The sequence below is a fragment of the Shewanella putrefaciens genome (genome assembly GCF_016406305.1).
Taxonomy (GTDB): domain Bacteria; phylum Pseudomonadota; class Gammaproteobacteria; order Enterobacterales; family Shewanellaceae; genus Shewanella; species Shewanella putrefaciens_C.
Genome location: NZ_CP066369.1, coordinates 4,117,129 through 4,135,899 on the forward strand (window position 1 = coordinate 4,117,129; position 18,771 = coordinate 4,135,899).

The following is an 18,771-nucleotide window of genomic DNA, read 5'->3' on the forward strand; positions in this document are numbered from 1 at the left end:
TCGAAACTTCATATTGCATTTATTGCAACGTGCTATCGGTGGCAAATGGGGTACATCTCCCCCTTGCAACCTAAGTAGCCGAGCCTAAACAGGATAAGCACATGGATATTCGTACCCTCAAATTGTACCTGCACTTATGTGACAGTTTGCACTTCGCCAAGACGGCGGAGCAGATGCATGTGAGCCCATCGACCTTAAGCCGAGCCCTGCAAAGATTAGAAGATGAAGTGAACGCGAAATTGCTCGAGCGAGATAACCGCAGCGTGACCTTAACCCACGCGGGACGGGAGTTTAAGCTGTTTGCCGAGCAGACCTTAAACCATTGGAGTACGCTCAAGCACAGTATCGACCTTAAGCAGGATGTGCTGCGCGGTAAGCTTAACTTGTACTGCTCGGTGACGGCGGCTTACAGCCATTTGCCCCATTTATTGGATTTATTTCGCCAAGAACATCCCTTCGTCGAGATAGCCCTGACAACGGGAGATGCAGCCAATGCCCTAGTCGAAATACAGCAGAATCGCGCCGATATCGCCATCGCCGCCCTGCCCGATCCCTTCCCCAGCAGTCTACACTTTGCCAAAATCGACGATGTGCCGCTGTCGATTATCGCACCGACGATCCGCTGCGCGGTGCAGCAACAAGTTAGCCAGACGCCCATCGATTGGGCGAGCGTGCCCTTTATCATCCCAGACCACGGCCCCGGGCGGCGCCGCGCCGATAACTGGTTCAAACAAATGGGCATCAGCCCCAATATTTACGCCCAAGTGTCGGGGCAAGAAGCAATCGCCTCTATGGTAGCGCTAGGTTGTGGCCTGAGCATCAGCCCTGAAGTGGTGATCAATAACAGCCCAGTGCGGGATCGTATCCAGTTACTCGTCTCACCCGTTGCGATACCGCCCTTTGAACTCGGTTGCTGCTGCAAGGTAAAACGGCTGGATGACCCAATACTGAGCGCTTTCTTAGAAGTGATTTAGGTATCTGGCGACATCAACTTATCGTTAGCATCGATACGAGTGACCAATAGCTGATCGACCTTGTAAGAATCGATATCGACCACCTCAAATTTATAGCCCGCATAGTTCACAAAATCCGTACGCTTAGGGATTTTACGCAGCATATACATCATAAAACCGGCGATGGTTTCATAGTTCTGATTGTGCGGGAATTCTTCAATACCGAAGGCGCGCATCACATCGGTAATAGGCGTCACTCCGTCGACTAACCAAGAGTTGCTATCACGGGCGATGATCTGCTCTTCGCTCTCATGCAATGACCAGGCGCCCATCACGGCGCGCTGTAAATCGTTGGTAGTTACAATCCCCACCACTAGGGCGTATTCGTTCATGACCACCGCAAAGTCGGCGCGGCTATTTTTAAAGTATTCCATCGCCTCTGATAGGCTCAAGGTATCGGGAATGATCAGGGAGGTATGCACTAAGCTGCTGTCTTTTAGCGTGATGTTCTCGCCATTGATCACGCGGATCAGCAGTTCTTTCGCATCAACAAAACCTTTGATCATATCCAACTGACCATCACAGACTAAAAACTTAGTGTGGGGATCTTCGGCGATCTTACGTTTGATATCTTCTTCACTGTCCTGCAGTAAAAAGTACACTAGACTCTCGCGGGCCGTCATGGCGGATGTGACTGAAACGGTTTGCATTTCAAACACATTTTCCATCATTTGTTGCTCACCCTTATCCAGCACCCCGGCTTCGGCTCCAGCGTTCATCACGGCATAAATATCGTCGGAGGTGACTTCGTCATTGCGGGCGGTAGGAATTTGCAACAGTCTAAAAATGCCGCTCGCCATACCATTAAAAAGCCACACTAAAGGCCGCAGCAGCGTAATGCAGATGCTCATGGGGCCAACTACCGCCAGAGCGACGGGCTCAGGCATCGCCATGGCAATACGCTTTGGCATCAAATCAGCCACCAGAATAAAGGCGCTGGTCACCAACACAAATGACAGTAAAAAGCTGACTTGGCTCAACCAAGGATCGCTTATCCAAGGCGTTAGGAATTGATAGAAATAGGGACGAAAAGCCGATTCACCGACAATACCGCCCATAATGGCGACGGCATTCAAGCCAATTTGGACCACAGTAAAAAAGCTCCCCGGATGGGCCTGCAAATGCAGCACTTTTTCTGCCCTAGCATCCCCCTCATCGGCCAGCTGACGTAGACGAATTTTTCGCGAGGCGGCTAAGGAAATTTCTGACATAGAGAAAAAACAACTCGCGCCGATTAAGCACAATATAATCATCACGTTATCAAAGAGACTCATGTAACACCTTTTGTTTAACACTGGACTAACTAGGACCAACCCGCGTTTTAAGGCTCGCGTGTCAGTTGAATTCAAGACGATAGAAAATATATGTCTAGTATATCTGCTAATCACTCAGCTATGCGTGACTCTGCTCTCGCCACCCGTTTGTCATGCCGATGAGCTTCCATCATTTAAGTGACATATTTGTGGCGAAGCGGCTGAAAACTCACCCGTTAATTATTTTATCAGAATCTATAAATAGATAATTATAAAAGAATTACTACATCAGCGTCTTACAGAGAATAGGCAAACCTGAGCACTCAACAGCTCAAGCCCGCGGGCGATAGGGGCAAAAATTTGGCTTAGGGCCAATTTGAGGATGATTGCGGCAAGTCTCGGGGCGTTGATGGTAAATAGTACAACGGCGGGTGTTGCTGTCCAAATACAGGCAATCATCATTCGCCATACGTGCTAAGGTAAAAATGGCAGTTTTATGATTAAAATTATCGATTAAGCGGGCTTTTTGTAGGCGCTTAGCAATGACTTTTAGATCGCCTTCGGCCTCAAATTCATCCACTAATGCCATGCGGACTAAATCAGTCACTGTGACTTCGACGGGCAAGGTGCAACAAGTGGCATGGCAAGTGTCACACAGACCTTTACGGTACTTTTGCCAGGTAGACAAATCATCGATATTAAAAATCGACACCGCATTTGCCGTATTTTTACCACGTTTTGACACGCTCAAACCTAAAGATTGGACATAAAGGGCGGCAATTATAGCAGGCAAAAATCAGAAATAAACCCGCTATCGCCCGCTCAGTAAAAGCGACTTAGCCCCATGGATTTATCTCGACCACCACAGTGTTACGCCCTTTGTCCTTCGCCTGGTATAGACACATATCCGCCCGGCGAAGCACATCCGCCATTTTCAGCCCAGATAGGGTGTCGAGCGCGAGATAAACCCCGCCAATGCTAGTGGTCACTTTGGCCATAGGCGAGCCGCTATGGGGAATATTTAACTCCGCAACTTGGTAACATAATTGGTTCGCAATCGCCCCTAATTGACCCGGCGTGACTCGCTCGAGCACTATGGCAAACTCTTCGCCACCAATTCTTGCGAGTAAGGCCCCCTGCGGTAATATGTCGCTGTGCATTAACGCCTCGGCCACCCGCTTTAACACTGAATCCCCCTCAAGATGACCATAGGTATCGTTGTAACGCTTAAAATAATCGATATCTAACATTAACAATCCGGCGGGCACTTTGCCCTGCAATACGGCTTCTAGGGTTTGGGTAAAGGGACGTCTATTGGTTAATCCCGTCAATTCGTCCGTTTCGGCCATGATCTGCAACTGCGCATTGACTGAGACTAAGGCTTGCTGCAAGCCCAACATTTGCCGCTCTTTTTCTGCTCGTAGCAGCAATTCGTTTAATGCGGCGGCAAATTGCGTCAACATGACGTTCTTCTGCGCGCTCCAATTTAACGGGCAATTCACAGTCGATAGCGACAAGAATCCCTGCAAGTGACCCGCATTTTTAATCGCAAACGCCGCAATAGCGCATATGCCCACCGAATGCATCACGCCATATTCCTTCGGCGATTGAGCTTTTAAAGATTCAATATCCTCAATCACTAGGATAGATTCAGTTGCAAATTTCTGTTCCAGTAGAGTGACATTCTCAACGGAAATGCCTTTAATTTGCTCGGCATTAGGCTCACTCGCCCACAGACTGCGATACTGGGCCTGCCCCTGGGTAAATTCGATAATACTCACCCTCTGGACATCGAATAATCCACCGATTTTCTGGCTGACCTCGGCCAAGCCTTCATCCAGCTTGAGCATATCCATATTGAGAAATTGCAATGAAATTTCAGCCAGTAATTGGTTCCCCCGCGACTGCCAGTTGAGTTCTTGAGTGCGCTCCTCGACCAGACGTTCCAGCTGATGTTGCTGTTGCTGTAGCGCCCTTTGCTGCCGCTTATTCAGGGCTAAATCGTTGCGGATCCTCTGGTACATGGCCTGCAGCGACAGGGCAACATGGCCAATCTCATCGGGGTTTGCCACAATCGTCTCGGGAACCGACAACTTTTTAAGGGAATGAAGATTGATTTGATTGGCAAAACGTTCCAATGCGGACAAACGGCTCGTAACCAGTAAACGTACGAGAGTGAGGATAAGATAAATCATCAGCAGGGTTTTAAGTCCATTGCCTAGGACGATAATGATCAACTGTTGCCACAATTCGTAGTACAGCTCATTGGTATCTAAACCGACGGTGAGGGTTCCAATCTGCTGATCTTGATATTCAACCGTATGGTGAAACAGCATCTGGCTCCCATCACTATCACGGACAGGCCTTCCCAGTTGCATAGCAACTCCGTCAATACTCTCCAAATTCACGCTCGATACCATAGGCATCATACCTAAGCCCGATAGCAAATCGGAGAGTAAGCTACGGTCAACATCCCAGAGCGATTTGGCAATGCTAGGGAGAATAGACTCAGAATACTCGCGAATATCCGCCGTCGCATTGTCGATGCTGTCCTGATAATTCCATATCAGTTGCACCAGCATAGTTAACACCGCAAAAAATGAACTCACACCGATAATGGTGAGCGTCATTCGGTGACTAATGGAATGATTCTTATGTTTCATGGAGACCTATTAGGTATTATTGTGGCGGCAATTTATCCAAGATTTCAGCCTGAAAAATGGCGGGCCAATCCCTAGCAATTAGCATTCGATAGAAAGCCGAGTCGGGCCTGAGCACATCGAATAACGCGACCCCTTCATAGGGAATATATTTTCGCGTCTGTTGATAGTGCTGCAATTGTACTAAGCCTAAGGCTCCCGCTAAAAAATGCCCACCACCGAGCACGCTTACCGCCTGTTCACGGCGGAGATGTAAAATGTCAGGCGAAGTGTTAATCGTACTGACGAATACCTCTTGACCCGACTTAAGTCCTTTTTCTTTCAATGCTTTTAGTACACCTATCGCCATGCGATCACTGGCGGTCCAAATCATATTGAGATCGGGATAGCGGCCAAGCAATGTCAACGCCTGACCATAGGCAATATCCTCACGCCATTGGCCGTAGACCGTTTGCACGACCGTCGCATTCGCTTGGATAAAAAAATAATCATGGGCACCTTGGGTACGAAGCACAGATGCTGGTGTCGATTTATCGCCCGAAATTAATAAAACCTTAGCCTCTTTATCCTTTAAATCGGCCATCAAAGATTTAGCGGTTGCCGAACCAATCGCATAATTATCGGGAATAATGGCGGGTAATAGGTATTCCTGCCAATGGGGATCCTGCAGCAAGATATCACGCTCACCAACGGAGATATCATTTAGAATTAATTGCACATGAATAGGATACGGATAAAGCATCTGCAGCATTTTTAGTGCCGATTGCTTTTCATTTACCAAGATCACGTAATGGGGAAGAGAAGCTGAATGACTTAATAATTCAGCTAACTGAGTGATCATTTTGAAGTGATTACGATCCGAATGAATGATCTCGAGATTCATATCCAGCTTGGTCGATGCGACTGACATTAACCTATCGACATCGCCCCAAAAACTGTCCTCTGCAGCACCGGGATTAAAGAATACGACATCGAGTTTAGCCATCGCCGGAATGCTAAAAAAAAGCCCACATATCAAGAGACTGCATAATGTCCATAAACGCATAGGCGAGTTCTCCTCGACCGTGTTCCCCCAAACGTTATCCTTCATTCGAGATCACTTTATTATTATCGATTCACAATCCTGTTACCGCATCGTTGCCTAAATGCCCCAATGGCAACGGATATTTCGATTAAACCACAAAATGATACAAAGTGAACTTTATGGTCAGAATATTTATGAAACGGGCTGCCAAACGTAAAGCCCACCCTAAGATTGCCTTACGCATATACTCTGTTAATATATGTATAAATTCACAGTGATTGAGTGCTAACAACTTGCAGCAATTGGATCTTGTTCCGATAACCGACCTTAAAGGCGTCGCTAAACGGGTCGCAGAGAAACTGGCCAAGCTTGGTATCACGACAGTACAAGATCTGCTGTTTCACCTTCCCCTGCGCTACGAAGACAGAACCCAAATCTATCCCATTGCCGCCCTAAGCCCGGGGAGTTACGGCACGATAGAAGCCGAAATTCAATCGACACAAATCATCCAAGGCCGCAAACGCATGTTGGTCTGCAATGTGCGCGACGACACCGGCAGTTTAAGCCTGCGCTTCTTTAATTTTTCCGTCGCCCAGCGTAATGCCATGCAAAATGGCTTGATGATCCGTGCCTACGGCGAAGTCCGCCGCGGCAACCATCAAGCAGAGATAGTGCATCCCGAATATAAAGTCGTGTATCCCGGCGAGGATATTCACCTAAGCGATACCCTAACGCCGATTTATCCCACCACAGAGGGCTTAAAGCAGGCGAGCTGGATAAAGCTGACGGAACAAGCCCTCGCATTACTGGAAGAGGGCGGCTTAACTGAGCTGCTGCCACCGCAGTTGCAACCAAACAACATCAGCCTTAAACAAGCGCTGCAGACGCTGCATCGTCCTCCCGCGGGGATCTCTCAGTTCGATTTAGAGCTAGGCCAGCACCCTGCCCAGCAGCGCCTCGTGCAGGAAGAATTGCTCGCCCACAATCTCAGTATGTTGCGCCTAAGGCAGCGCAGTAATTTAGACGCCGCGGTCACTATGCCCGCCACAGGGCAGTTGCTTAATCCCTTCCTCGCCGCTTTGCCCTTTAAACCCACGGGGGCACAGCAAAGGGTCGTGGTCGATATAGGTAAAGATTTAGAAAAACCCCATCCGATGATGCGCTTAGTGCAAGGGGATGTCGGCTCGGGTAAAACCTTAGTCGCTGCGATGGCCGCGCTGCAAGCGATTGAAAACGGTTATCAAGTTGCCATGATGGCACCGACCGAATTATTAGCCGAGCAACATGCGGCCAACTTTGCCGCTTGGTTTGAGCCCCTCGGGCTAAAGGTCGGCTGGCTTGCGGGTAAACTCAAGGGCAAGGCGAGAAGCCAATCCCTCGAGGATATTCAATCGGGCGCAGCCCAGATGGTGATTGGCACCCATGCCATATTTCAGCAGCATGTAATGTTTAATAAACTCGCGTTAATTATTATCGATGAACAACATAGATTCGGCGTACACCAGCGCTTAGGGCTGCGGGAAAAGGGCGTGAGTCAGGGTTTTCACCCCCATCAGTTGATCATGACGGCAACGCCTATTCCACGAACCTTAGCAATGACGGCCTATGCGGATCTCGACACTTCGATTATCGATGAACTGCCGCCGGGGCGAACCCCAGTGACCACAGTCGCCATCCCCGATCAACGGCGAAATGAAGTGTTAGATCGCGTCCGTAGCAGTGTCATGACTGACAAACGTCAGGCCTATTGGGTGTGCACTCTAATTGAAGAATCCGAAGTACTCGAATGCCAAGCCGCCGAAGACACGGCCGAAGAACTGCGTCTCGCCCTGCCCGAGCTCAATATTGGCCTAGTGCATGGCAGATTAAAAAGCGCCGAGAAACAGCAAATCATGGCCGACTTTAAGGCTGGGGTGATTCATCTGCTAGTGGCAACGACTGTGATTGAGGTCGGCGTCGATGTACCCAATGCCAGCCTAATGATCATCGAAAACCCCGAACGGTTGGGGCTAGCGCAGCTGCATCAGCTGCGTGGACGGGTCGGTCGCGGCGCCATCGCCAGCCATTGTGTGTTACTCTACAAGGCGCCCTTGAGTCACACTGCCAGCCAAAGGCTCAATGTGCTCAGACAAAGCAACGATGGCTTTGTGATTGCCCAAAAAGACTTAGAAATTCGCGGCCCAGGTGAAGTGCTCGGCACCAAACAAACTGGGCTGGCCGAGCTAAAAATTGCCGACCTAGTGCGGGATCAAGCCCTAATTCCCCACATTCAAAAACTGGCGAACCATGTGATGTTGCAAGCTCCTGAGCGAGTAGACGCCATCATTCATCGCTGGCTGGGGCACAGGCAACAGTATGTACAGGCTTAGGTGCTAAATGTAACAGACCTAAGAGAGTATCTACCTAAAAACACAAAATAAATGCGATATGTTCAGCTAGGCGCTATAGACAAGCGCATGGAAAATTGCAAAATGAACCAACGGCCTTCAAACAAGTCCGTCCTTGCACTTTAATGTTAGCTGCATGTATTCACCACGTTACCTTGACGCTCAAGCGAAGGATGTAAAATGCAAGTTAATCAAGATGATAGAATAACACCTCAAGAGACCTCCTCTAGCAGCAATCGCTTCGCGCTTTTTGCGATAGTGCTCGTCGTGCTACTTTCCGCCGGAGGATATTATTACTATAGCGGTGATTCAGACTCGCCTAAATTGATCCCGAACGCACCTATTGTGCTGCCAGAGGCCCCCTCATCCGAGCCCATGACGCTCGAAAGCACACCCGAGCCAACAACCACAACCGATCTACCCGAGACGCCTCAAACCGCAGCGGAAACCACAGATAGTCCGGCCACCGAGACCGAACCCGCCGTTGTGGTTGAACCTATCCCCGCGCTGGCGGAGAGTGACGAATTTATTCACCAAAAAGCACTCGCCATCATCAATAACAATGTTGTCGGCTCATCCTTGATTACCCAGGATCTCGCCCGTCAATTTGTGGTGTTCGTGGATAACTTGGCCCAGGGCGAATTGACCCGTAAGGTAAGCCCTATCAAGGGGCCTGAAAAACTCTTCACTGTGTCGGAAATCACCAACAAGGTCTATTTAAATCCAGACAGTTACCATAGATATGATGCCTATGCGACTGTGATAGCCAGCATGGATGAGCAGAGCTTAATGAATACCTACAAGCAACTGACGCCATTACTCGAAGAAGCCTTTGCGGAGCTGGGTTACAGTAACGCTAAATTCAATGACAGAATGCTGCAGGCAATTAAAATGTTACTTGCGGCCCCGATTATTGAAGAGCCCATCGAACTTAACTCTATTAGCGTTAACTATCAATTTGTTGACCCTAATTTAGAAGCACTACCCAGCGCGCAAAAACTGCTGATCCGCATGGGGCCAGAAAATACCCGCAAAGTAAAAATTGCGCTGCGTAAACTCGAAAATCAATTAGCGCAGTAATTGCCCTAACGACTGCGATTAAAAGGCGCCTTAGTGCGCCTTTTTGATTAATTTGACCCAGCCGAACTCAATAATGTTAGTTATACAAGACTGAAAAGAGTGTTACTCAAGAGTGATTCACCCGAGCTTGATTGCATTTTATTAACCCACATTAAGCAAATGGCTTCATAAAAATGGGGGGCTTAGTGTAGAATGGCGCCCACTAAATGGCGGATTGAACGCGCTATATCCAACGCGTAAATAGCCAATGACCGCTCCATTCACCATAGTGTTAACTTAGTTAGGGATAACTAAGACAGCTGCAAACTAGTGTCGAGGCAAAGTAGTGCAACTAACATTCAGCATTCTCTCCTGGGGCGCATGGACGCCTCAATATCCGCATAGTGATAGCTGGCAAAATTGGTGCGAAAACTCGGCTGCCTCCAGTCTCGATACAACGCCGTCAGATACCACACTTTCAGAGAATTCGGCCCCAGCACTCAAACAAGTGCCGGCCATGCAGCGTCGCCGTTTTAGCCGTTTGACTAAGATGATGTTAGAGGCGGGTTTTCAGTGCAATGTGGCGCCAAACTGCCGCTCGATTTTTGCCTCGCGCCACGGCGAGTTGCCGCGCACTATTGGTCTACTCGAAGAGATTATCGCCAAGCAAGCCTTATCTCCCTTAGGCTTTAGCCAATCTGTGCACAATACTGCCAGCGGTATTTTTGGCATAGTGACGGCCAATACCGCGCCGTCGACCTCAATTGCAGCGGGCACAGAAACCCTGTCACAGGCCATGGTTGAAGCCTTCGTCCAATTAGCTCAATCGCCAGAGCCATTATTGTTAGTGTTCGGCGATGACGCAGTGCCACCAGTGTACGATGAATTTACCCAAGAATTTGAATTACCTTTAGCCCTAGGCCTACAGCTCGCGCCCTTCGATGCCCCCGCGTCGGCCAAGCTCACTGTGAGCCGCATTGGTGCCTCAACAGAGTTAACCCCTCTGACCTATGGCGCATTTATCCACGCCCTTGCGACAGCGCAAAATATTTCTGGCTGCCTGTCCCAATGGCATTGGAGCCTAGAGCATGTCTAACCCGGCAGGACTCAATGTGGCCTATGCGACGCCAGAACCTCGCCGCGAAGGGCTACATTATCTCCCCCGATGGCTCGGTGGCGTAAGTTGTTATATTGCCTTTGGCTTAGGCGGTTTATTAAGCTCCTTGACCATTTTGCCGCTGCTACGCTTTTGGCCGGGCACACCCGAGGCGCGGATCCTTAGGGTACAAAGGGCCGTGCACCTGATGTTTAAAGGCTTTGTCGCTATGCTTACCTGGGCGGGCGTGATTAAGGTCAGCCGCCACGGCGCACAAAAATTACATGATGCTAAAGGCGTTATCGTTATTGCCAATCACCCCAGCTTAGTGGATGTTGTAGTGCTGATAAGCCTAATGCCCAATGCGGGCTGCATAGTTAAACAGGGGCTGTGGCGTAATCCATTTTTGCGCGGTGTGGTGTCCTGCGCGGGTTATATTCCCAACCGCGGCGCCGAATTAATGTTAGAGGATTGCCGCCAAGTGCTCGCTCGGGGCACCAATTTGATTATCTTCCCCGAGGGGACGCGCACGGTTGTCGGCGCGACCATTAACGACTTTGCCCGCGGCGCAGCCAATATCGCCTTAAGGGCTGAAGCAGATATTTTACCTGTGGTTTTACGTACCAATGTCCGTGGTTTGACAAAGGAGCAGCCTTGGTATGAGATCCCAAGGCAAACCATGGGAATGGCCGTTGAAATCGGCGCAACAATTTCTCACCAAAAGTACCCAGCGGCTTTAGGTGAGCATGCAAAAATGGCCCGGCAACTCACGCGGGATCTTGAACATTATTATAAACAACAACTCGAAAGTAATTATGAACTTAAACAATGAAATTAAACAGTTAATCATCGACTGCCTCGACCTCGAAGACGTCAGTATTGATGATATTGAGACAGATGCGCCGCTCTTTGGCGAAGGTCTTGGTTTAGATTCCATCGACGCCCTCGAACTTGGTTTAGCCATCAAGAAAAAATTTGATGTCAAAATCGAAGCGAACTCGGATGCCACTAAAGCCCATTTCCACAGTGTCGCCAGCTTAGCGCGCTTTATTGAATCCCAGCGCCCATAGGAGAGGAATATGCAAAATCGTGAACAAATCCTCGCCATGTTAACCACTATTTTAGTGGACGAATTTGAAATCGATGCCGAAGCTATTACGCCCGAGGCCAATCTGTATCAAGAACTCGATCTCGACAGTATCGATGCCGTCGACTTAGTGATTAAGCTGCAGCAACTGACGGGGAAAAAGATCCAACCCGATGAATTTAAATCAGTTCGCACAGTCAACGATGTAGTCAATGCCATCGAAGGGTTAGTTAAAGGCTAATGCGAGTCTTGCTACAGGGCTTAACCGCCCTCACAGTGCTGGCCTATCCGGTTGCCGTGTATTTAGGGCTCAATTATTTGCCCGCAGGCACCATAGCACTCGTGCTGTGTTTGTTACTGATAACGCGGTTAATGCTACAAAAGCAAAGAGTTAAGACATTAGTTTTACCACTTTTAGTGGGCATTGCGCTCACGGCGGGCAGTTATCTTGCCAAGCGCAGCGACTGGCTGCTGTATTATCCAGTGGTGATAAATCTTACTATGCTGGCGCTGTTCAGTTATTCACTGCACCGTGGGCCTAGCATGATCGAGCGTTTGGCCCGCTTGAAAGAACCCGATTTACCGGATGAAGCCATTGGATACCTTAAAAAAGTTACCCTACTCTGGTGCGGCTTATTTATCTTCAATGGCACTATGGCGGCTTACACCGCTGGCTTTACTAGCTTAGCAACCTGGACCTTGTATAACGGTTTGATTGCATACGTACTCATGGGACTGCTCCTCGGTGGGGAATGGTTATATCGCAGCTTTTGGTTGAAGAAAACATGACACAGCTACTCAAAAACTGGTTAACCCAAGGGCCCTTCGCCCAACAACTGATCAGCTTTAATCACCACGACATAGTCACAGGTGCATTATTTACCAATCAGGTGGCGTATTTTTACCAGCAACTGCTCAAAGCCCCCGAGAAAAAATGGCTGCTCGCCAGTGATAGCAGCGATCTGTTTGCCGTCGGCTTATGTGCGGCGCTGTTAGCGGGCAAGGAGATCATCCTGCCAGCCAACACTCAAACCGGCACCTTGAGCGAGTTAACCCACCAGTTTGAAGGTATCTTGTCGGACAAGCCCCTGTGCGAAAGTCAGGCTTTTATTCTGCTGAAGAAAGAGCTGAGCCTACCGAGTCAAACCTGGCCCGCGAGCGGCAACCTAGGCGAGCTAGTGCTCTTTACCTCAGGTAGCAGCGGCGAACCTAAGGCGATCCGTAAAACATTAAGGCAGCTAGATGTCGAAGTGTCAGTGCTCGAACATACCTTTGCCGAACATTTACCCCATTGCAGTGTGGTATCCACGGTTTCCCACCAGCATATTTACGGCCTGTTATTCAAGATTTTGTGGCCCCTCGCCGCCAGTCGGCCGTTTTTAAGCGAGCAGATTGAATACCCAGAAACCTTAAGCTATTACACTGCCTTACTGCCAAACCTGTGTTTGATCAGTAGCCCTGCCCAGTTATCGCGCTTGCCTAAAGCCTTAGAGCACGAGCGCCAACTGCGCTCACCGAGCTTAGTGTTTAGCTCTGGCGGGCCATTAAGTTTTGCCGCCGCCCAAGGTGTCGCCCAATGTTACGGCCATTTGCCCATCGAAATTTTTGGTAGCACAGAAACCGGCGGTATCGCCTATCGCCGCCAACATGAGGCAGATGAACCTTGGCAAGTGTTTGACAAAATATCGATAGACCAAGATCCGACCGATGGCGCCCTGCTGCTGAAATCGCCCTATTTGGCCGACGATGAATGGCTGCGCTGCGAAGATAAAATCGAACCGACCGAAAATGGTCAGTTTAGGCTTAAAGGCCGACTCGATCGCATCGTTAAGATTGAGGAAAAACGCCTGTCACTGGCGCAGATGGAAACGTTGTTGTGCAGCCACAGCTATGTCGAACAAGCCGCGCTGGTGGTACTGCCGCAGTTTAAATCCCAATTGGGCGCGGTCGTAACCCTCTCGGCGCTGGGGCGTAGCGTGCACCAAGAACAGGGGAAACTCAGCATCAACAATGCCCTAAAAGCACATTTACTGACCCAATTTGAGCGAGTCACCCTGCCACGCCGCTGGCGTTATCCCGATATTTTACCGCTGAACACTCAGGGTAAGCGTGTCACCGCCGAGCTAGTTGAGTTATTTGACCATGATTAAATCGAGTTTACCGCCGATCCTGCATTCCGATATCGGCACTGATACCATTGAATTTCGCCTCCTTGTGTCGGCCGAGCTTGACTATTTTAAGGGACATTTCCCCGAGCAAGCCGTACTGCCAGGCGTGACCCAATTAGATTGGGCGGTGCGTTTAGGTTGCGAGCATTTTGGTTATTGCGAGGCAGTTGCTAACTTAGAAGTGCTTAAGTTTCAGCAACTCATACTGCCGGGCCAAGAAGTCACCCTAAGCATTAGCCATAATGCCACTAAGGGGAAACTCACCTTCGCCTATAGCGATGGTGAAAACCGCTACGCATCAGGCCGAATCGCCTTTGAGACCACGCCATTGGTCAATCAGCCTGCCGATACCACTAATGCCAACAGTAACGGAGTGAGCCAGTGTTAACGCCACCCAGCGACCTTGTTGAGTCGGCGCCCATCAAGCTCGCCCTAGTGATCCCCAATTACAATCACAGCGCCGCGATTGCCCAGACCTTGGCCGAACTCGCCCAGTTTAATCTGCCCTGTTATTTGATTGATGATGGCAGCAATGACGAGACCCGCTATCTGCTGCAATCCTTAGCCCAAACCTATCCTTGGGTGACGCTGCTGCAACATCCCTACAACCGTGGTAAAGGCGCTGCTGTGATGACAGGGCTGCGCCGGGCCTACCGCGATGGCTTTAGTCATGCGCTGCAGGTCGATGCCGATGGTCAACATAATCTGGCCGATATTCCGGCTATGGTAGCAAGGGCGCAGGCTAAACCCGATGCGCTGATTTCAGGCAAACCTGAGTACGATGAATCCGTGCCTAAGGGCAGGCTTTATGGCCGTTATCTCACCCATTTTTGGGTGTGGGTCGAAACCTTAAGCTTTGATATTCAAGATTCTATGTGTGGCTTTCGCGTTTATCCCTTAGCCGCCACCGAGCGATTACTGTGCCAGCAAGCCTTAACGGAGCGAATGGATTTTGATATCGAAATCCTCGTCAAACTTTACTGGCAAGGGGTGGAAATTTTATTCCAACCGACTAAGGTGATTTATCCCGAAGGTGGTGTCAGTCACTTCCAAGGTGTGGCCGACAATGTACGCATCACTAAACTGCACACTCGGCTGTTTTTCGGCATGCTCAAACGCTTGCCTTGGCTATTGAAACGTAAATCGCAGCAACAAGCCGCGCAAAACTCCCATTGCTCGCCTGCAACACCAGCGACGGCAGCAACAAAATCAACGTCGGCCACCCATTGGTCGGGCATGAAGGAGCGCGGCAGTTACTGGGGCATCAAATTGTTAGCCGAGAGCTATCGTATTGGCGGCCATTGGTTGTGCCGCGCCATTATGTATCCGGTGATTTGCTATTTCTTTCTCACGGGCAAAGTCACCCGTAACGCCTCGTTAGATTTCCTGCGCCGCGTACAAGTACTTGAGCCGCAACATCCTAAGCTGAATAGTCCCGTTGGCTGGCGCGATAGCCTGAATCACTTTTTAGCCTTTGGCAATGCGGCGCTCGATAGAATCGATGCCTGGTGCGATCGTATTCAATTGAGCCAAGTGGATTTCCCAGACCGCCAAGTGCTGGCGGGTCAACTCGAAAGCGGTAAAGGCGCAGTGTTATTAGTGTCTCACCTGGGCAATTTAGAACTCTGCCGCGCGATTTCCATCCACCAGCGCAAGGTCAAAGTAAACGTCATGGTGTTAACGAGCCATGCGGAAAACTTCAATAAAGTACTCAAACAGTTAAACCCAGATAGCACGCTCAATCTTATTCAAGTGACCGAGCTTAACCCCGCGACATCTATGCTGTTGCAACAAAAGATAGAAGACGGTGAACTGGTGGTGATTGCGGGCGATAGAACCTCATCCAATACCCAAGGCCGCGTCATGTACGCGCCCTTTATGGACCAAGATGCACCATTCCCGCAGGGGCCGTTTATTTTGGCTGGCTTACTCGATTGCCCTGTGTTTTTAATGTTTTGCCTACGGGAACAGGGCCGTTATCGGGTGCATTTAGAACGCTTCGCCGACACCCTTAAAGGCCCTAGAGCGGGCAGAATGGACAGATTACAGCAGGCGGTGAATCGCTACAGCGAACGCTTAGAATACTATGCGCGGCGCGAGCCTTTGCAATGGTTTAACTTCTTCGATTTTTGGCATAGCGATGGCGAACTTCAGCGCCTTTCATCCCTTTCAGTACAGCCACAACCTGTACCAACCGACACTTTAGCAGCAGCGCCGATCCCAGAGCAGGATCATAAGACAGACAGGACACCGCATTTATGAGCCACGCAGTTACTCAAACGACAACCACTGAGCCGCCAATCGAATTTGGCCGCCAGTTACTCACATTAGAGCAAGTCGTCGCCGTTGCTAAGGGTGCTAAAGTCAAACTCTGTGATGATGCGGATTATCAAGCATATATCCAAAAAGGTGCGCGCTTTATCGATAGCCTGCTGCACGAAGAAGGCGTGGTCTATGGCGTAACCACAGGTTATGGCGACTCTTGCACAGTCAATGTGAGCTTAGATCTGGTCCACGAATTGCCACTGCATTTGACCCGCTTCCACGGCTGCGGTTTAGGTGAGACCTTAAGCATAATGCAGGCCCGCGCTGTGATGGCTTGCCGTTTAAACTCCTTAGCCATTGGCAAATCTGGCGTGACCTATGAGCTATTAAAGCGCATCGAAACCTTGCTGAATCTCAACATAGTACCAGTGATCCCAGAGGAAGGTTCGGTCGGCGCCAGTGGTGATTTAACGCCGCTGTCGTATTTAGCCGCCGTGTTAGTCGGTGAGCGCGAAGTGATTTATAACGGCGAGCGCCAAGCGACTCAAGCTGTCTACGCTAAGCTCAACATCACCCCGCACGTACTGCGGCCAAAGGAAGGCTTAGCCCTGATGAACGGCACGGCAGTGATGACGGCCTTGGCCTGTTTAGCCTTCGATCGCGCCCAATATCTTGCCCGCTTAAGTAGCCGCATTACCGCCATGGCCTCGTTAACGTTAAAAGGCAACTCGAACCATTTTGATGAAATCTTATTTGCCGCCAAACCGCATCCTGGGCAAAACCAAATCGCCACCTGGATCCGTGAAGATTTAAATCACCACGAACATCCACGCAATTCGGACAGGCTGCAGGACAGATATTCCATCCGCTGTGCACCGCACATTATCGGCGTGTTGCAGGATGCGCTGCCGTTTATGCGTCAGTTTATCGAGACCGAAGTCAACAGCGCCAACGACAACCCGATTGTCGACGGCGAAGGCGAGCACATTCTCCACGGTGGCCATTTTTACGGCGGTCATATCGCCTTTGCGATGGATTCACTGAAAAATACTGTGGCCAACTTAGCCGACCTTATCGACCGCCAAATGGCACTAGTGATGGACCCTAAGTTTAACAATGGCTTACCCGCCAACTTATCCGGCTCAACCGGCCCGCGCCGTGCGATTAATCACGGCTTTAAAGCGGTGCAAATTGGCGTGTCGGCGTGGACAGCAGAAGCGCTCAAGCACACTATGCCCGCCAGCGTATTCTCGCGCTCGACCGAATGCCACAACCAAGACAAGGTGAGCATGGGCACTATCGCCGCCCGCGACTGTATGCGCGTGCTGCAATTGACCGAACAAGTCGCGGCGGCTGCCTTGCTCGCCATGACCCAAGGCATTGGTCTGCGTATCGCCCAAAATGAACTGGACGAAGCCTCGCTCACACCCTCATTGGCGAAAACCCTCGCCCAAGTGCGCGGTGATTTTGAGACCTTAATTGAAGACAGGCCGCTTGAAGCCGTACTGCGCCAAACCATAGCGAAAATCCAAGCGGGCGAATGGGAAGTGTGCCGATGAAATCATTGCTCACTATCGATATGGAAATGCAAATCCCCTTCCACGATGTGGATTCCATGGGGATCACTTGGCATGGCAATTACCTGCGTTATTTCGAAATAGCACGCTGCAAACTGCTCGATGAGCTGGGCTACAACTACCGCCAAATGCAAGCATCTAACTATGCCTGGCCGATTATCGATTTGCAGATTAAATACGTCAAAGCCAGCACCTTCGAGCAAAAAATCACGGTACGTGCCGAGTTAGTCGAGTGGGAAAACCGCTTAAGAATCAATTATCAAATCCGCGATGTCGAAACCGGAGCGCGCATCACTAAGGGTTATACTATTCAGGCGGCGGTCGATATGAGCACCCAAGAATTGTGCTTTGTCACCCCAGAGGTGTTCCGTGACAAAATCGCCACCCTGCTCGCTAAGGTTGAAGACTAATGAACTCAGTGCTGGCGAAATTCGCATTATTTCTCTGCTTAGCTTTTGCTTTGATAACCCTGCCCCTGCCACTCAAGGCTGAAACCTTAAGTGACAGGCTTGCGGAGCCCAGTGTTTATCAAACACTCTTTAGCCAAAGTGCGGATACCGCGCAGCTTGTGGCCCTCAGTCAAAAGCTTAACTTGGGCGAAACGGTGCGAGGCCAGTTTGTGCAATCTCGGCAACTAAAGGTGCTCAAAAAGCCGTTAATCAGCCAAGGTCAGTTTATCTTCGACAAAGAGCAAGGGCTGATCTGGCAACAGATAAAACCCTTTGAGTCGCTACTGATTTTAAAAGATAAACAACTGACCCAGCGCGATAGTCAAGGTCGAGTCCAAGTCAGCAAGGCCGATGCCTCGGCGAGCGCTGCCGCTATGGGGGATTTATTGCCCAGCCTAGTGCGCGCTATGCTCGGCGGTGATATTTCCGGTTTAAGTGAGAACTTCGAACTGCACTTTCTCATCACAGACAGGTTAAAAGCAGGAAGCTTGAACACAGACGGTCAATGGCAATTAGGCCTAACGCCCAAAGATCCCTTAATGAAAAAAGCCATCGCCAATATGGTGTTAGAGGGTGGCGATACCTTGCAATCCTTAGTGCTGCTGAGCGCGGCGCCGAGTGTGAGCCCACAGGATATGACCCGCATCGACTTTAGTGCGCTTTCCCAAGGCACACTCAGCGAAACCGAATTGGCGCAGTATGCGTTAGCGCTCGAGGCGAATATACCTTAACC

General features: G+C 50.0%; 18 protein-coding genes. 14 read left to right on the top strand and 4 right to left on the bottom strand.

Annotated elements, in window-relative coordinates:
* Positions 1–101: 101 nt before the first annotated feature.
* A complete protein-coding gene (gene ilvY / locus JFT56_RS17835; protein WP_198781317.1) occupies positions 102–974 on the top strand; it encodes an HTH-type transcriptional activator IlvY in 873 nt (290 codons plus the stop codon).
* Here the strand turns inward: ilvY and JFT56_RS17840 are convergent.
* The 4 genes from JFT56_RS17840 to JFT56_RS17855 all read right to left on the bottom strand — a co-directional run bounded on the left by JFT56_RS17840 (position 971) and on the right by JFT56_RS17855 (position 5,971).
* Positions 971–2,287: a hemolysin family protein gene (locus tag JFT56_RS17840; RefSeq protein ID WP_198781318.1), complete on the bottom strand. Its 1,317-nt coding sequence runs from the start codon at positions 2,285–2,287 to the stop codon at positions 971–973. The two genes, ilvY and JFT56_RS17840, sit on opposite strands and share 4 nt — an antisense overlap.
* A 310-nt stretch (positions 2,288–2,597) precedes the next feature.
* Positions 2,598–3,011, bottom strand: a complete 414-nt coding sequence (locus tag JFT56_RS17845; protein ID WP_198781319.1) for a YkgJ family cysteine cluster protein — start codon at positions 3,009–3,011, stop codon at positions 2,598–2,600.
* 91 nt (positions 3,012–3,102) lie between these two features.
* Complete coding sequence (locus JFT56_RS17850) at positions 3,103–4,929, bottom strand: GGDEF domain-containing protein (protein ID WP_233095538.1); 1,827 nt, start codon at positions 4,927–4,929, stop codon at positions 3,103–3,105.
* 16 nt (positions 4,930–4,945) lie between these two features.
* Complete coding sequence (locus tag JFT56_RS17855) at positions 4,946–5,971, bottom strand: ABC transporter substrate-binding protein (RefSeq protein WP_198781320.1); 1,026 nt, start codon at positions 5,969–5,971, stop codon at positions 4,946–4,948.
* Between the two features lie 272 nt (positions 5,972–6,243).
* Here JFT56_RS17855 and recG point away from each other — a divergent pair, with 272 nt between their 5' ends.
* The 13 genes from recG to JFT56_RS17920 all read left to right on the top strand — a co-directional run bounded on the left by recG (position 6,244) and on the right by JFT56_RS17920 (position 18,769).
* On the top strand, positions 6,244–8,319 hold the full coding sequence (gene recG / locus JFT56_RS17860; RefSeq protein WP_198781321.1) for an ATP-dependent DNA helicase RecG: 2,076 nt from the start codon (positions 6,244–6,246) through the stop codon (positions 8,317–8,319).
* A 198-nt stretch (positions 8,320–8,517) separates the two neighbouring features.
* Entirely contained in the window at positions 8,518–9,417 is a 900-nt protein-coding gene (locus tag JFT56_RS17865) for a DUF3014 domain-containing protein (protein ID WP_198781322.1), read from the top strand.
* A gap of 325 nt (positions 9,418–9,742) precedes the next feature.
* A complete protein-coding gene (locus tag JFT56_RS17870; RefSeq protein WP_198781323.1) occupies positions 9,743–10,492 on the top strand; it encodes a beta-ketoacyl synthase chain length factor in 750 nt (249 codons plus the stop codon).
* Entirely contained in the window at positions 10,485–11,324 is an 840-nt protein-coding gene (locus JFT56_RS17875; protein ID WP_198781324.1) for a lysophospholipid acyltransferase family protein, read from the top strand. Before JFT56_RS17870 ends, JFT56_RS17875 begins: the two co-directional genes overlap by 8 nt.
* Entirely contained in the window at positions 11,308–11,562 is a 255-nt protein-coding gene (locus JFT56_RS17880; RefSeq protein ID WP_011787697.1) for a phosphopantetheine-binding protein, read from the top strand. The genes JFT56_RS17875 and JFT56_RS17880 overlap by 17 nt, the downstream gene beginning before the upstream one ends.
* Before the next feature lie 9 nt (positions 11,563–11,571).
* Positions 11,572–11,820 carry an acyl carrier protein gene (locus JFT56_RS17885; RefSeq protein ID WP_198781325.1) on the top strand — a complete coding sequence of 83 codons (249 nt, stop codon included), beginning with the start codon at positions 11,572–11,574 and terminating at the stop codon, positions 11,818–11,820.
* The gene (locus tag JFT56_RS17890; RefSeq protein ID WP_198781326.1) at positions 11,820–12,368 is read left to right on the top strand and encodes a hypothetical protein; all 549 of its coding nucleotides are present in this window, start codon (positions 11,820–11,822) and stop codon (positions 12,366–12,368) included. Before JFT56_RS17885 ends, JFT56_RS17890 begins: the two co-directional genes overlap by 1 nt.
* Complete coding sequence (locus tag JFT56_RS17895) at positions 12,365–13,729, top strand: AMP-binding protein (protein ID WP_198781327.1); 1,365 nt, start codon at positions 12,365–12,367, stop codon at positions 13,727–13,729. Before JFT56_RS17890 ends, JFT56_RS17895 begins: the two co-directional genes overlap by 4 nt.
* Complete coding sequence (locus JFT56_RS17900) at positions 13,722–14,135, top strand: thioester dehydrase (RefSeq protein WP_198781328.1); 414 nt, start codon at positions 13,722–13,724, stop codon at positions 14,133–14,135. Before JFT56_RS17895 ends, JFT56_RS17900 begins: the two co-directional genes overlap by 8 nt.
* Complete coding sequence (locus tag JFT56_RS17905; RefSeq protein WP_198781329.1) at positions 14,129–16,009, top strand: glycosyltransferase family 2 protein; 1,881 nt, start codon at positions 14,129–14,131, stop codon at positions 16,007–16,009. Before JFT56_RS17900 ends, JFT56_RS17905 begins: the two co-directional genes overlap by 7 nt.
* Positions 16,006–17,571, top strand: coding sequence for an HAL/PAL/TAL family ammonia-lyase (locus JFT56_RS17910; RefSeq protein WP_198781330.1), 1,566 nt, complete (start codon positions 16,006–16,008; stop codon positions 17,569–17,571). The genes JFT56_RS17905 and JFT56_RS17910 overlap by 4 nt, the downstream gene beginning before the upstream one ends.
* Positions 17,568–17,999 carry an acyl-CoA thioesterase gene (locus JFT56_RS17915; RefSeq protein ID WP_198781331.1) on the top strand — a complete coding sequence of 144 codons (432 nt, stop codon included), beginning with the start codon at positions 17,568–17,570 and terminating at the stop codon, positions 17,997–17,999. Before JFT56_RS17910 ends, JFT56_RS17915 begins: the two co-directional genes overlap by 4 nt.
* Positions 17,999–18,769, top strand: coding sequence for an outer membrane lipoprotein carrier protein LolA (locus JFT56_RS17920; RefSeq protein ID WP_198781332.1), 771 nt, complete (start codon positions 17,999–18,001; stop codon positions 18,767–18,769). The genes JFT56_RS17915 and JFT56_RS17920 overlap by 1 nt, the downstream gene beginning before the upstream one ends.
* Positions 18,770–18,771: the final 2 nt, after the last annotated feature.